Origin of the sequence: Streptococcus sp. 4155 (assembly GCF_013276695.1) — a bacterium.
Lineage (GTDB): Bacteria > Bacillota > Bacilli > Lactobacillales > Streptococcaceae > Streptococcus > Streptococcus pseudopneumoniae.
The window spans coordinates 11,881-26,048 of record NZ_VMLM01000043.1; the positions used below are offsets into that span (position 1 = coordinate 11,881).

At 38.7% G+C, this 14,168-nt stretch carries 13 protein-coding genes and 1 pseudogene; all 14 read left to right on the forward strand.

Features of this window, described 5'->3' with window-relative positions:
* The first annotated feature begins 7 nt into the window (after positions 1 to 7).
* The 14 genes and pseudogenes from HT715_RS05675 (at position 8) to HT715_RS05735 (ending at position 14,166) form a co-directional block, all read left to right on the forward strand.
* Positions 8 to 1,345 carry a sugar ABC transporter substrate-binding protein gene (locus tag HT715_RS05675; RefSeq protein WP_138707170.1) on the forward strand — a complete coding sequence of 446 codons (1,338 nt, stop codon included), beginning with the start codon at positions 8 to 10 and terminating at the stop codon, positions 1,343 to 1,345.
* A gap of 78 nt (positions 1,346 to 1,423) precedes the next feature.
* Positions 1,424 to 2,308 (forward strand): sugar ABC transporter permease, encoded by an 885-nt coding sequence (locus HT715_RS05680; RefSeq protein ID WP_000237984.1) that lies wholly within the window; start codon positions 1,424 to 1,426, stop codon positions 2,306 to 2,308.
* A pseudogene (locus tag HT715_RS05685) lies at positions 2,308 to 3,141 on the forward strand (carbohydrate ABC transporter permease). The gene HT715_RS05680 and the pseudogene HT715_RS05685 overlap by 1 nt, the downstream one beginning before the upstream one ends.
* Positions 3,142 to 3,372: 231 nt before the next feature.
* Positions 3,373 to 4,476 (forward strand): Gfo/Idh/MocA family oxidoreductase, encoded by a 1,104-nt coding sequence (locus tag HT715_RS05690; RefSeq protein WP_138707169.1) that lies wholly within the window; start codon positions 3,373 to 3,375, stop codon positions 4,474 to 4,476.
* Between the two features lie 179 nt (positions 4,477 to 4,655).
* Positions 4,656 to 5,354 carry an N-acetylmannosamine-6-phosphate 2-epimerase gene (locus HT715_RS05695; RefSeq protein ID WP_001135655.1) on the forward strand — a complete coding sequence of 233 codons (699 nt, stop codon included), beginning with the start codon at positions 4,656 to 4,658 and terminating at the stop codon, positions 5,352 to 5,354.
* A 19-nt stretch (positions 5,355 to 5,373) separates the two neighbouring features.
* A complete protein-coding gene (locus HT715_RS05700) occupies positions 5,374 to 6,891 on the forward strand; it encodes a PTS transporter subunit EIIC (protein WP_044012217.1) in 1,518 nt (505 codons plus the stop codon).
* Between the two features lie 123 nt (positions 6,892 to 7,014).
* Positions 7,015 to 8,343, forward strand: coding sequence for an ABC transporter substrate-binding protein (locus HT715_RS05705; RefSeq protein ID WP_000672129.1), 1,329 nt, complete (start codon positions 7,015 to 7,017; stop codon positions 8,341 to 8,343).
* A gap of 251 nt (positions 8,344 to 8,594) precedes the next feature.
* Entirely contained in the window at positions 8,595 to 9,461 is an 867-nt protein-coding gene (locus tag HT715_RS05710; RefSeq protein ID WP_161802645.1) for a sugar ABC transporter permease, read from the forward strand.
* 15 nt (positions 9,462 to 9,476) lie between these two features.
* Positions 9,477 to 10,316 (forward strand): carbohydrate ABC transporter permease, encoded by an 840-nt coding sequence (locus HT715_RS05715; RefSeq protein WP_001192006.1) that lies wholly within the window; start codon positions 9,477 to 9,479, stop codon positions 10,314 to 10,316.
* A 227-nt stretch (positions 10,317 to 10,543) separates the two neighbouring features.
* On the forward strand, positions 10,544 to 10,996 hold the full coding sequence (locus HT715_RS05720; protein WP_054388020.1) for a YhcH/YjgK/YiaL family protein: 453 nt from the start codon (positions 10,544 to 10,546) through the stop codon (positions 10,994 to 10,996).
* 259 nt (positions 10,997 to 11,255) lie between these two features.
* On the forward strand, positions 11,256 to 11,450 hold the full coding sequence (locus tag HT715_RS11890; protein WP_001810112.1) for a hypothetical protein: 195 nt from the start codon (positions 11,256 to 11,258) through the stop codon (positions 11,448 to 11,450).
* 82 nt (positions 11,451 to 11,532) lie between these two features.
* Entirely contained in the window at positions 11,533 to 12,177 is a 645-nt protein-coding gene (locus tag HT715_RS05725) for a YesL family protein (protein WP_138707168.1), read from the forward strand.
* Positions 12,178 to 12,346: 169 nt separating this feature from the next.
* Positions 12,347 to 13,264: a dihydrodipicolinate synthase family protein gene (locus HT715_RS05730; protein ID WP_001281495.1), complete on the forward strand. Its 918-nt coding sequence runs from the start codon at positions 12,347 to 12,349 to the stop codon at positions 13,262 to 13,264.
* Between the two features lie 17 nt (positions 13,265 to 13,281).
* Positions 13,282 to 14,166, forward strand: a complete 885-nt coding sequence (locus HT715_RS05735) for an ROK family protein (protein WP_138707167.1) — start codon at positions 13,282 to 13,284, stop codon at positions 14,164 to 14,166.
* Positions 14,167 to 14,168: the final 2 nt, after the last annotated feature.

Consider the following 14,168-nt stretch of genomic DNA (forward strand, 5'->3'; position numbering starts at 1 on the left):
AAGAACGATGAAAAAAATGAGAAAGTTTTTATGTCTAGCTGGAGTTGCGCTAGCAGCCGTTGCCTTGGTAGCTTGTTCAGGAAAAAAAGAAGCTACAACTAGTACTGAACCACCGACAGAATTATCTGGTGAGATTACAATGTGGCACTCCTTTACTCAAGGACCCTGTTTAGAAAGTATTCAAAAATCAGCAGATGCTTTCATGCAAAAGCATCCAAAAACGAAAATCAAGATTGAAACATTTTCTTGGAATGACTTCTATACTAAATGGACTACAGGTTTAGCAAATGGAAATGTGCCAGATATCAGTACAGCTCTTCCTAACCAAGTAATGGAAATGGTCAACTCAGATGCTTTGGTTCCGCTAAATGATTCTATCAAGCGTATTGGACAGGATAAATTTAACGAAACTGCCTTAAATGAAGCAAAAATCGGAGATGATTACTACTCTGTTCCTCTTTATTCACATGCACAAGTCATGTGGGTTAGAACAGATTTGTTAAAAGAACATAATATTGAGGTTCCTAAAACTTGGGATCAACTCTATGAAGCTTCTAAAAAATTGAAAGAAGCTGGAGTTTATGGCTTGTCTGTTCCGTTCGGAACAAATGACTTAATGGCAACACGTTTCTTGAACTTCTACGTACGTAGTGGTGGAGGAAGCCTCTTAACAAAAGATCTTAAAGCGGATTTGACAAGTCAACTTGCTCAAGATGGTATTAAATACTGGGTTAAAATGTATAAAGAAATTTCACCTCAAGATTCTTTGAACTTTAATGTCCTTCAACAAGCTACCTTGTTCTATCAAGGAAAAACAGCATTTGACTTTAACTCTGGCTTCCATATTGGAGGAATCAATGCCAACAGTCCTCAATTGATTGATTCGATTGATGCTTATCCTATTCCAAAAATCAAAGAATCTGATAAGGACCAAGGAATTGAAACTTCAAACATTCCAATGGTTGTTTGGAAAAATTCAAAACACCCAGAAGTTGCTAAAGCATTCTTAGAATCACTTTATAATGAAGAAGACTACGTTAAATTCCTTGATTCAACTCCGGTAGGTATGTTGCCAACTATTAAGGGGATTAGCGATTCTGCAGCCTATAAAGAAAATGAAACTCGTAAGAAATTTAAACATGCTGAAGAAGTGATTACTGAAGCTGTTAAAAAAGGTACTGCTATTGGTTATGAAAATGGACCAAGTGTACAAGCTGGTATGTTGACTAACCAACACATTATTGAACAAATGTTCCAAGATATCATTACAAATGGAACAGATCCTATGAAAGCTGCAAAAGAAGCAGAAAAACAATTAAACGATTTATTTGAGGCTGTTCAGTAGATGTAAAAGACTAGAAAATAGGTGGGCTAGTGAGCTGAAAAGCCCTAGCCCAATCTTGTAAAAGAAGGGAGAAGGAGAATGGTTAAAGAACGTAATTTAACTCGCTGGATATTTGTTTTGCCAGCTATGATTATCGTAGGATTACTCTTTGTTTATCCGTTTTTCTCGAGTATTTTTTATAGCTTTACCAATAAGCATTTGATTATGCCCAATTATAAATTTGTTGGTTTAGCTAACTATAAAGCTGTGCTATCAGATCCCAACTTCTTTAATGCGTTCTTTAATTCAATTAAGTGGACCATTTTCTCATTAGTTGGTCAAGTTTTAGTAGGGTTTGTATTGGCTTTAGCTCTTCACAGAGTACGCCACTTCAAGAAATTATATAGGACCTTATTGATTGTTCCTTGGGCATTTCCTACCATCGTTATTGCCTTCTCTTGGCAGTGGATTCTAAACGGGGTTTATGGCTACTTACCTAATCTAATCGTAAAATTAGGTTTAATGGAACATACACCTGCATTTTTGACAGATAGTACATGGGCATTCCTATGTTTGGTGTTTATCAACATTTGGTTTGGAGCACCAATGATTATGGTTAATGTGCTTTCAGCTTTGCAAACAGTACCAGAAGAACAATTTGAGGCTGCTAAGATAGATGGTGCTTCAAGTTGGCAGGTGTTCAAGTTTATCGTCTTTCCACATATTAAAGTAGTTGTAGGGCTTCTAGTTGTTTTGAGAACTGTATGGATCTTTAATAACTTTGACATTATCTACCTTATTACGGGTGGTGGACCGGCTAATGCTACAACGACGCTTCCAATTTTTGCTTACAACCTGGGTTGGGGCACTAAATTGTTGGGTCGTGCTTCAGCAGTTACAGTGTTGCTCTTTATCTTCTTGATGGCGATTTGCTTTATCTACTTTGCTATCATCAGTAAGTGGGAAAAGGAGGGTAGAAAATAATGAAGAAGAAATCCAGTATTTATTTAGATATTCTCTCACATGCACTCTTGATTGGTGCGACTATTGTTGCAATTTTCCCATTGGTATGGATTATCATATCGTCTGTCAAGGGGAAAGGGGAATTGACTCAGTATCCAACACGATTTTGGCCTGAACAGTTTACATTAGATTATTTTATACATGTTATCAACGATTTGCACTTTATTGATAACATTCGAAATAGTTTAATCATTGCCTTAGCTACAACCCTTATTGCGATTATTATTTCTGCTATGGCAGCCTACGGTATTGTTCGATTCTTCCCTAAATTGGGAGCAATCATGTCGAGACTACTCGTCATTACCTATATTTTCCCACCAATTTTGTTAGCAATTCCCTATTCAATTGCCATTGCTAAAGTTGGGTTAACAAATAGTTTATTTGGCTTGATGATGGTTTATCTATCTTTTAGTGTTCCATATGCAGTTTGGCTCTTAGTTGGATTTTTCCAAACAGTTCCAATTGGAATTGAAGAAGCAGCTCGAATTGATGGTGCAAATAAATTTGTAACGTTTTATAAAGTTGTGCTACCGATTGTAGCACCAGGTATTGTAGCAACAGCTATTTATACATTTATCAATGCTTGGAATGAATTCCTGTATGCCTTGATTTTGATTAACAATACAGGAAAGATGACAGTAGCAGTAGCCCTTCGTTCACTTAATGGTTCAGAAATACTAGACTGGTGAGATATGATGGCAGCGTCTGTTATTGTAGTTCTTCCATCAATCATTTTCTTCTCTGTCATCCAAAATAAGATTGCAAGTGGATTGTCAGAAGGATCTGTGAAGTAATACTCAATGAAAATCAAAGAGCAAACTAGCCGCAGGCTGCTCAAAGTACAGCTTTGAGGTTGCAAATAAAACTGACGAAGTCAGCTCAGAACACGTTTTTGAGGTTGTAGATGAAGCTGACGAAGTCAGTAACCATACGCACAGTAAGGCGACGTTGACTCGGTTTGAAGAGATTTTTGAAGAGTATAAGTTAAAATTAGAAAGTTTATTCAATAATAAAGGAGAAAAAACATGGTTAAATACGGTGTTGTTGGAGCAGGGTATTTTGGAGCTGAATTGGCTCGCTACATGCAAAAGAATGATGGAGCAGAGATTACTCTTCTCTATGATTCAGATAATGCAGAGGCGATTGCAGAAGAATTGGGAGCAAAAGTAGCAAGTTCCTTAGATGAGTTGGTTTCTAGCGATGAAGTAGATTGTGTTATCGTCGCAACTCCAAATAATCTTCATAAGGAACCGGTTATTAAGGCTGCACAGCATGGTAAAAATGTTTTCTGTGAAAAACCAATTGCGCTTTCTTATCAAGATTGTCGCGAGATGGTAGATGCGTGTAAAGAAAACAATGTAACCTTTATGGCAGGACATATTATGAATTTCTTTAATGGTGTTCATCATGCAAAAGAACTCATTAATCAAGGAGTTATCGGAGACGTTCTATATTGTCATACAGCTCGTAATGGTTGGGAAGAACAACAACCGTCCGTATCATGGAAAAAAATTCGTGAAAAATCAGGTGGTCACTTGTATCACCACATCCATGAGTTGGATTGTGTTCAATTCCTTATGGGGGGCATGCCTGAAACTGTAACCATGACAGGTGGAAATGTGGCCCATGAAGGTGAACATTTCGGTGATGAAGATGATATGATTTTTGTCAATATGGAATTTTCTAGTAAGCGTTTTGCCTTGTTAGAATGGGGTTCAGCTTATCGTTGGGGTGAACATTATGTCTTAATCCAAGGAACCAAAGGTGCCATTCGCTTAGACTTATTCAACTGTAAAGGAACTCTTAAGCTAGATGGACAAGAAAGTTATTTCTTGATTCACGAATCGCAAGAAGAAGATGATGATCGGACTCGTATCTATCATAGTACAGAGATGGATGGAGCAATTGCTTATGGTAAACCAGGTAAACGTACTCCATTATGGCTATCATCTGTCATTGATAAAGAAATGCGCTATCTGCATGAGATTATGCAAGGAGTTCCAGTATCAGAAGAATTTGCAAAACTATTGACAGGTGAAGCTGCTCTAGAAGCAATTGCTACTGCAGATGCTTGTACCCAGTCTATGTTTGAAGATCGCAAAGTAAAATTGTCAGAAATTGTAAACTAAATTTTGGTATTCTCCTATTATAGGTCGACTTACTCCTCTGAAAGTACTTTCAGAGGAGCTGTTTGACTTGGCTAGTTTTTGAAACTGAAATCTATTATACTACAAACTATTGAAAGCGTTTTAATTTTAAGGTATAATAATCTCATAGAAATAAAGAAAAAAGAAAGGGAGGAAAGAGGATGCCACAGATTAGTAAAGAAGCCTTGATTGAACAAATCAAAGATGGAATCATCGTTTCTTGTCAGGCTCTTCCTCATGAACCGCTTTATACAGAAGCGGGAGGGGTGATTCCCTTGCTGGTCAAAGCGGCTGAGCAAGGTGGAGCAGTCGGTATCCGAGCCAATAGTGTTCGCGATATCAAGGAAATTAAGGAAGTCACCAAACTTCCGATTATTGGGATAATCAAACGAGATTATCCGCCACAAGAACCCTTCATCACGGCTACTATGAAAGAAGTTGATGAATTGGCAGAACTGGACATCGAGGTGATTGCTCTGGATTGTACCAAGCGTGAACGCTACGATGGTTTGGAAATTCAAGAGTTCATTCGTCAGGTCAAGGAGAAATATCCTAACCAGCTCTTGATGGCGGACACCAGTACTTTTGAAGAAGGATTGGCAGCGGTCGAAGCAGGAATTGACTTTGTCGGAACAACCTTATCAGGCTACACATCCTACAGTCCAAAAGTGGATGGTCCAGATTTTGAACTCATCAAAAAACTCTGTGATGCCGGTGTAGATGTCATTGCAGAAGGAAAAATTCATACACCAGAACAAGCCAAACAAATCCTTGAATACGGAGTGCGAGGCATCGTTGTTGGTGGCGCTATTACTAGACCAAAAGAGATTACAGAACGCTTCGTTGCTGGTCTTAAATAAGATGTGAGGGGGGAGTTTTATATTTAAAGTTTTACAAAAAGTTGGAAAAGCTTTTATGTTACCTATAGCTATACTTCCTGCAGCAGGTCTACTTTTGGGGATTGGTGGTGCACTTTCAAACCCAACCACGATAGCAACTTATCCAATACTAGACAATAGTATTTTTCAATCGATATTCCAAGTAATGAGCTCTGCAGGAGAGGTTGTATTCAGTAACTTGTCACTACTTCTCTGTGTGGGATTATGTATTGGCTTAGCGAAACGAGATAAAGGAACCGCTGCGTTAGCAGGAGTAACTGGTTACTTAGTTATGACTGCAACGATCAAAGCTCTGGTAAAACTTTTTATGGCAGAAGGATCTGCAATTGATACTGGAGTTATTGGAGCATTAGTTGTCGGAATAGTTGCCGTATATTTGCACAACCGATATAGCAATATTCAATTACCTTCCGCTTTAGGATTCTTTGGAGGTTCACGCTTCGTTCCTATTGTTACATCGTTCTCTTCTATCTTAATTGGCTTTGTCTTCTTTGTTATTTGGCCACCTTTCCAACAACTTCTTGTTTCTACAGGTGGATATATTTCTCAGGCAGGTCCAATTGGAACTTTTCTATATGGATTTTTAATGAGACTTTCTGGAGCAGTAGGCTTACATCATATGATTTATCCTATGTTTTGGTATACTGAACTTGGTGGTGTTGAAACTGTTGCAGGACAAACAGTGGTTGGGGCTCAAAAAATATTTTTTGCTCAATTAGCCGATCCGGCTCATTCTGGATTATTTACAGAAGGAACAAGGTTTTTTGCAGGTCGTTTCTCAACAATGATGTTCGGTTTACCGGCTGCCTGTTTAGCGATGTACCATAGTGTTCCTAAGAATCGTCGTAAAAAATACGCGGGTTTGTTTTTTGGAGTTGCTTTAACATCTTTTATTACCGGTATTACAGAACCAATTGAATTTATGTTTCTATTCGTCAGTCCGGTTCTATATGTTGTTCACGCATTCCTTGATGGTGTCAGCTTCTTTATTGCAGACATCTTAAATATTTCAATAGGAAACACATTTTCAGGAGGTGTAATCGATTTCACTTTATTTGGAATTTTGCAGGGGAACGCTAAGACGAATTGGGTTCTTCAGATTCCATTTGGACTTATTTGGAGTGTTTTGTATTATATTATTTTTAGATGGTTCATTACTCAATTCAACGTTCTAACGCCAGGAAGAGGAGAAGAAGTAGATTCTAAAGAAATTTCTGAATCCGCAGATTCAACTTCAAATACTGCGGATCATTTAAAACAGGATAGCCTACAAATTATCAGAGCCTTGGGTGGATCAAATAATATAGAAGATGTAGATGCTTGTGTGACACGTTTACGTGTAGCTGTAAAAGAAGTTAATCAAGTTGATAAAGCACTTTTAAAACAAATTGGTGCAGTTGATGTCTTAGAAGTGAAGGGTGGCATTCAAGCAATCTATGGAGCAAAAGCAATCTTATATAAAAATAGTATTAATGAAATTTTAGGTGTAGATGATTAAGTACTTACTGACTTAATAAAAAATAGAGGAGAGTGATTGATGAGTAGGAAAAAATGAAAACGTATATAAATGCAAAGAACTCATTATCCAAGTTGGATACGCTTATAAAATAGGAGAATACAAATGAAATTTAGAAAATTAGCTTGTACAGTACTTGCGGGTGCTGCGGTTCTTGGTCTTGCTGCTTGTGGCAATTCTGGCGGAAGTAAAGATGCTGGTAAATCAGGTGGTGACGGTGCCAAAACAGAAATCACTTGGTGGGCATTCCCAGTATTTACCCAAGAAAAAGCTGGTGACGGTGTTGGAACTTATGAAAAATCAATCATCGAAGCGTTTGAAAAAGCAAATCCAGATGTAAAAGTGAAATTGGAAACCATCGACTTCAAGTCAGGCCCTGAAAAAATCACAACAGCCATCGAAGCAGGAACAGCTCCGGACGTACTCTTTGACGCACCAGGACGTATCATCCAATACGGTAAAAATGGTAAATTGGCTGAGTTGAACGACCTTTTCACAGATGAATTTGTTAAAGATGTCAATAACGAAAACATCATACAAGCAAGTAAAGCTGGAGACAAGGCTTACATGTATCCAATTAGTTCTGCCCCATTCTACATGGCAATGAACAAGAAAATGCTAGAAGATGCTGGAGTGGCAAACCTTGTAAAAGAAGGTTGGACAACTGATGATTTTGAAAAAGTATTGAAAGCACTCAAAGACAAGGGCTACACACCAGGTTCATTGTTCAGTTCTGGTCAAGGGGGAGACCAAGGAACACGTGCCTTTATCTCTAACCTTTATAGCGGTTCTGTAACAGATGAAAAAGTTAGCAAATATACAACTGATGATCCTAAATTCGTCAAAGGTCTTGAAAAAGCAACTGGCTGGATTAAAGACAATTTGCTCAATAATGGTTCACAATTTGACGGTGGGGCAGATATCCAAAACTTTGCCAACGGTCAAACATCTTACACAACCCTTTGGGCACCAGCTCAAAATGGTATCCAAGCTAAACTGTTAGAAGCAAGTAAGGTAGAAGTAGTAGAAGTACCATTCCCATCAGACGAAGGTAAACCAGCTCTTGAATACCTTGTAAACGGATTTGCAGTATTCAACAATAAAGACGACAAGAAAGTCGCTGCATCTAAGAAATTCATCCAGTTTATCGCAGATGACAAAGAGTGGGGACCTAAAGACGTAGTTCGTACAGGTGCTTTCCCAGTCCGTACTTCATTTGGAAAACTTTATGAAGACAAACGCATGGAAACAATCAGCGGCTGGACTCAATACTACTCACCATACTACAACACTATTGATGGATTTGCTGAAATGAGAACACTTTGGTTCCCAATGTTGCAATCTGTATCAAATGGTGACGAAAAACCAGCGGACGCTTTGAAAGCCTTCACTGAAAAAGCGAACGAAACAATCAAAAAAGCTATGAAACAATAGTCCTTAGTTATTCTATAAAAAGTAGTTTTTTAAAGAAGCTAAGAGTGTATACCCCCTTTTCCCTCTACACAGATAGTGTAAGAAAAGGGGGCTTTTGTTTAAAATGTAAGAAACTGTCACGAAATTAAAATGAAGTTCTTACATAAGCGAATCATAAAAAATTTCATTTTGATTTTAAAACAGTTCAAGAAAGTCAAAAAATTATTCTATTTGAAAGAGAGGTGCCGACTGTGAAAGTCAATAAAATTCGTATGCGGGAAACAGTGATTTCCTATGCTTTCCTAGCACCAGTGTTGTTCTTCTTTATTATCTTTGTTTTAGCACCAATGATTATGGGCTTCATCACAAGTTTCTTTAACTATTCTATGACTAGTTTCCAATTTGTGGGCTTAGATAACTATGTCCGTATGTTTAAAGATCCTGTCTTTGCAAAATCTCTGATTAACACAGTTATTTTGGTTATTGGATCTGTGCCAGTTGTTGTTCTATTCTCACTCTTTGTAGCATCGCAAACCTATCACCAAAATGCTATTGCCAGATCCTTCTACCGTTTTGTCTTCTTCCTTCCTGTTGTAACAGGTAGTGTTGCCGTAACGGTTGTATGGAAATGGATCTATGATCCATTATCAGGTATCTTGAACTTTGTGCTTAAATCAAGTCATATCATTACTCAAAACATTTCATGGCTTGGTGATAAGCACTGGGCATTGATGGCGATTATGATTATTCTCTTGACCACTTCAGTTGGTCAGCCCATCATCCTTTATATCGCTGCTATGGGGAATATTGACAATTCACTGGTTGAAGCGGCGCGTGTTGATGGTGCAACTGAGTTTCAAGTTTTCTGGAAGATTAAATGGCCAAGCCTTCTTCCAACAACTCTTTATATTGCAATCATCACAACAATTAACTCCTTCCAGTGTTTCGCCTTGATTCAGCTTTTGACATCTGGTGGTCCAAACTACTCAACAAGTACCTTGATGTACTACCTGTACGAAAAAGCCTTCCAATTGACAGAATACGGCTATGCCAACACCATTGGTGTCTTCTTGGCAGTCATGATTGCTATCGTAAGCTTTGTTCAATTTAAAGTACTTGGAAACGACGTAGAATACTAAAGAAAGGAGACAGTTATGCAATCTACAGAAAAAAAACCATTAACAGCCTTTACTGTTATTTCAACAATCATTTTGCTCTTGTTGACTGTGCTGTTCATCTTTCCATTCTACTGGATTTTGACAGGGGCATTCAAGTCACAGCCTGATACCATTATGATTCCGCCACAATGGTTCCCTAAAATGCCAACCATGGAAAACTTCCAACAACTTATGGTGCAGAACCCTGCCTTGCAATGGATGTGGAACTCAGTATTTATCTCATTGGTAACCATGTTCTTAGTCTGTGCAACCTCATCTCTAGCAGGTTATGTATTGGCTAAAAAACGTTTCTATGGTCAACGCATTCTATTTGCTATCTTTATAGCTGCTATGGCGCTTCCAAAACAAGTTGTCCTTGTACCATTGGTACGTATCGTCAACTTCATGGGAATTCATGACACTCTTTGGGCAGTTATTTTGCCTTTGATTGGATGGCCATTTGGGGTCTTCCTCATGAAACAATTCAGTGAAAATATCCCTACAGAATTGCTCGAATCAGCTAAGATTGATGGCTGTGGTGAGATTCGTACCTTCTGGAGCGTAGCCTTCCCGATTGTGAAACCAGGGTTTGCAGCCCTTGCAATCTTTACCTTCATCAATACTTGGAATGACTACTTCATGCAGTTGGTAATGTTGACTTCACGTAACAATTTGACCATCTCACTTGGGGTTGCGACCATGCAGGCTGAAATGGCAACCAACTATGGTTTGATTATGGCAGGAGCTGCCCTTGCTGCCGTGCCAATTGTAACAGTCTTCCTAGTCTTCCAGAAATCCTTCACACAAGGGATTACTATGGGAGCGGTCAAAGGATAATACTCTGCGAAAATCGAATGCAAACTAGGTCAGCGTCACCTTGCCATACTTAAGTATTGCCTGCGGTTAGCTTCCTAGTTTGTTCTTCAATTTTCATTGAGTATAAGAGAATATAGAGGTTATAAGTGTCTACAAAATGTTGGGTATTTGCTTACCTTAGAGATTTTGTCAGACACTTATCAACTTAAGAATGGTTTTAGTTAACTATCAGAAACGAAGGAAAGAGTATGATTTTTGACGATTTGAAAAACATCACCTTTTACAAAGGGATTCATCCCAATTTAGACAAGGCTATCGACTATCTCTACCAACATCGTAAGGATTCTTTCGAACTAGGTAAGTATGAGATTGACGGAGATAAAGTCTTTCTAGTTGTTCAAGAAAATGTCCTCAATCAAGCTGAAAATGATCAATTTGAACACCATAAGAACTATGCAGACTTGCATTTGTTGGTAGAAGGGCATGAATATTCGAGCTACGGTTCACGTATCAAAGATGAAGCAGTAGCATTTGACGAAACAAGTGATATTGGTTTTGTCCATTGTCATGAACACTACCCACTCTTGTTGGGTTATCACAATTTTGCGATTTTCTTCCCAGGTGAGCCACATCAGCCAACTGGCTATGCAGGCATGGAAGAAAAGGTTCGAAAATATCTCTTTAAAATTTTGATTGATTGAAAATAGGATGAATTGTCTTTTTGTAAATCTTTGATTAGGTTCTACCATGAAATTGATCTTTGTGAGGTAGAGAAATGAGCTCTTATTGTCAGTATCTTTATTCAGAAATGCTATTGGTATGGCAGGATTGAAGTTCAGCAAAGTCTTTATGGCTGCGGGAGCAAGAGTAGGATCACTGCTCAAGATTTATGGAAGGATTTTACAAATAGCTGTGAATCTAGTTGATGTATATGGTTGTATAAACTTTTAAAACGAGAGAATGAAAGCACTTTGTATTTTTTTATTGAATATGTTAGCTTGGACAGTGCTTGCAATGATAATCCGTGGAGGGCTAGATGGATTTAATGAGCATACTTGGAGTACTATTTTAATTGCTTCGCTGTCCGGGATATATATAGATTATATGTCCATAGATAAAAGTAGAAAAAAGTCCAAAAGAAAAAAGAAAAAATAGATTTGTTCATGGTAGGGACTTATGAAAGCTTTACTGACAAAAAAGAAAACAGTTTACAAAGAAAAATGATGGAGGAGCAAACATGGCACAAAAAGGAGTAAGCCTTATCAAGGCAGCATTTGATACAGACAACTTTCTCATGCGTTTCAGTGAGAAAGTCTTGGACATCGTGACAGCCAATCTTCTTTTTGTCGTCTCTTGTTTGCCCATCGTGACGATTGGAGTGGCTAAAATCAGCCTCTACGAGACCATGTTTGAGATTAAGAAGAGCAGACGGGTGCCTGTTTTTAAAATCTATCTAAGATCTTTCAAGCAAAATCTGAAACTAGGTCTTCAGCTGGGTTTAATGGAGTTAGGAATTGTGTTTCTTACCCTTTCAGATCTCTATCTTTTCTGGAGTCAAACAGCTCTGCCCTTCCAATTGCTGAAAGCCATTTGTTTAGGTATTCTGATGTTTCTTACTATCGTGATGCTTGCTAGTTACCCTATCGCGGCACGTTATGACCTATCTTGGAAAGAAATTCTTCAAAAAGGATTGATGTTGGCTAGTTTTAACTTTCCTTGGTTCTTCCTCATGTTAGCCATTCTTGTCCTCATTGTGATGGTTCTTTATCTGTCCGCCTTCAGTCTACTCTTAGGTGGCTCAGTCTTCCTACTTTTTGGGTTTGGACTATTGGTCTTTATCCAGACTGGATTGATGGGGAAAATTTTCGCAAAATATCAATAGGAGTCTTATTTCTGAAACTACTTTCAAAGGCTTCAAACGCTATTCTATAAGCTAGAAACTAAAATCTAAGTGTCTATAAGATATTGAAAGCCTTTTCGGTAAAGTGTATACTAAAGAAGTAAAGAAAGAATCTGCTTTAGCAGAAAATAAAAATAATAGGAGAAAATCTATGTCAGATTTGAAAAAATACGAAGGTGTCATTCCAGCCTTCTACGCATGTTATGATGATCAAGGAGAAGTAAGTCCAGAGCGTACACGTGCCTTGGTTCAATACTTCATTGATAAAGGTGTTCAAGGTCTTTATGTCAATGGTTCTTCTGGTGAATGTATCTACCAAAGTGTAGAAGACCGCAAGTTGATTTTGGAAGAAGTCATGGCAGTTGCTAAAGGTAAATTAACTATTATTGCCCATGTTGCTTGCAACAATACCAAAGATAGTATGGAACTGGCTCGCCACGCTGAAAGCTTGGGAGTAGATGCCATTGCAACAATTCCACCAATTTACTTCCGCTTGCCAGAATACTCAGTTGCTAAATATTGGAACGATATCAGTTCTGCAGCTCCAAACACAGACTACGTGATCTACAACATTCCTCAATTGGCAGGGGTTGCTTTGACTCCAAGTCTTTATACCGAAATGTTGAAGAATCCTCGTGTTATCGGTGTGAAGAACTCTTCTATGCCAGTTCAAGATATCCAAACCTTTGTCAGCCTTGGTGGGGAAGACCATATCGTCTTTAACGGTCCAGATGAACAGTTCCTAGGTGGTCGCCTCATGGGTGCCAAAGCTGGTATCGGTGGTACTTATGGTGCTATGCCAGAACTCTTCTTGAAACTCAACCAATTGATTGCGGATAAAGATTTAGAAACAGCGCGTGAGTTACAGTATGCTATCAACGCTATCATTGGTAAATTGACTGCTGCACATGGAAATATGTACGGTGTCATTAAAGAAGTCTTGAAGATCAATGAAGGATTGAATATTGGTTCTGTTCGTTCACCATTGACGCCAGTAACGGAAGAAGATCGTCCAGTTGTAGAAGCAGCTGCAGCCTTGATTCGTGAAACCAAGGAGCGCTTCCTCTAATCCATAAGGAGGTATTTATGACACACTACGTTGCAATTGATATAGGTGGAACCAACATCAAGTATGGTTTGGTTGATCAAGAGGGGCAACTTCTTGAATCGCATGAAATGCCAACTGAAGCGTATAAGGGTGGATCTCATATCTTACAAAAAACCAAAGATATTGTAGCCAGCTATTTAGAAAAAGGCCCAGTAGCAGGTGTTGCCATTTCTTCTGCAGGAATGGTGGATCCTGATAAGGGGGAAATTTTCTACACTGGACCTCAGATTCCAAATTATGCAGGAACCCAGTTCAAGAAGGAAATCGAAGAAAGCTTTGCTATTCCTTGTGAGATTGAAAATGATGTCAACTGTGCAGGTCTGGCTGAGGCAGTATCTGGTTCAGGTAAGGGAGCAAGTGTCACCCTTTGCTTGACCATTGGAACAGGTATCGGTGGTTGCTTGATTATGGATGGGAAAGTCTTCCATGGTTTTAGCAATTCGGCCTGTGAAGTCGGGTATATGCATATGCAAGATGGAGCTTTTCAGGATCTCGCTTCTACCACAGCCTTGGTGGAGTATGTAGCAACATCTCATGGAGAAGATGTTGATCAGTGGAATGGCCGACGCATTTTCAAGGAAGCCACTGAAGGCAATAAACTCTGCATGGAAGGTATTGACCGCATGGTAGACTATCTAGGAAAAGGTCTGGCAAATATTTGCTACGTTGCCAATCCAGAAGTGGTTATTCTTGGTGGTGGTATCATGGGGCAAGAGGCTATCCTCAAACCTAAGATTCGCACAGCCTTGAAAGAGGCTTTGGTACCAAGTTTAGCAGAAAAAACACGATTAGAATTTGCCCATCACCAGAATACAGCAGGTATGCTTGGTGCATATTATCATTTTAAGACAAAACAATCCTAGTT

Bases quoted from the DNA above. Each gene is read 5' to 3' on its own strand.
- HT715_RS05675 (WP_138707170.1), top strand. From the start codon at position 8: ATGAAAAAAATGAGAAAGTTTTTATGTCTAGCTGGAGTTGCGCTAGCA.
- HT715_RS05680 (WP_000237984.1), top strand. From the start codon at position 1,424: ATGGTTAAAGAACGTAATTTAACTCGCTGGATATTTGTTTTGCCAGCT.
- HT715_RS05690 (WP_138707169.1), top strand. From the start codon at position 3,373: ATGGTTAAATACGGTGTTGTTGGAGCAGGGTATTTTGGAGCTGAATTG.
- HT715_RS05695 (WP_001135655.1), top strand. From the start codon at position 4,656: ATGCCACAGATTAGTAAAGAAGCCTTGATTGAACAAATCAAAGATGGA.
- HT715_RS05705 (WP_000672129.1), top strand. From the start codon at position 7,015: ATGAAATTTAGAAAATTAGCTTGTACAGTACTTGCGGGTGCTGCGGTT.
- HT715_RS05710 (WP_161802645.1), top strand. From the start codon at position 8,595: ATGCGGGAAACAGTGATTTCCTATGCTTTCCTAGCACCAGTGTTGTTC.
- HT715_RS05715 (WP_001192006.1), top strand. From the start codon at position 9,477: ATGCAATCTACAGAAAAAAAACCATTAACAGCCTTTACTGTTATTTCA.
- HT715_RS05720 (WP_054388020.1), top strand. From the start codon at position 10,544: ATGATTTTTGACGATTTGAAAAACATCACCTTTTACAAAGGGATTCAT.
- HT715_RS11890 (WP_001810112.1), top strand. From the start codon at position 11,256: ATGAAAGCACTTTGTATTTTTTTATTGAATATGTTAGCTTGGACAGTG.
- HT715_RS05725 (WP_138707168.1), top strand. From the start codon at position 11,533: ATGGCACAAAAAGGAGTAAGCCTTATCAAGGCAGCATTTGATACAGAC.
- HT715_RS05730 (WP_001281495.1), top strand. From the start codon at position 12,347: ATGTCAGATTTGAAAAAATACGAAGGTGTCATTCCAGCCTTCTACGCA.
- HT715_RS05735 (WP_138707167.1), top strand. From the start codon at position 13,282: ATGACACACTACGTTGCAATTGATATAGGTGGAACCAACATCAAGTAT.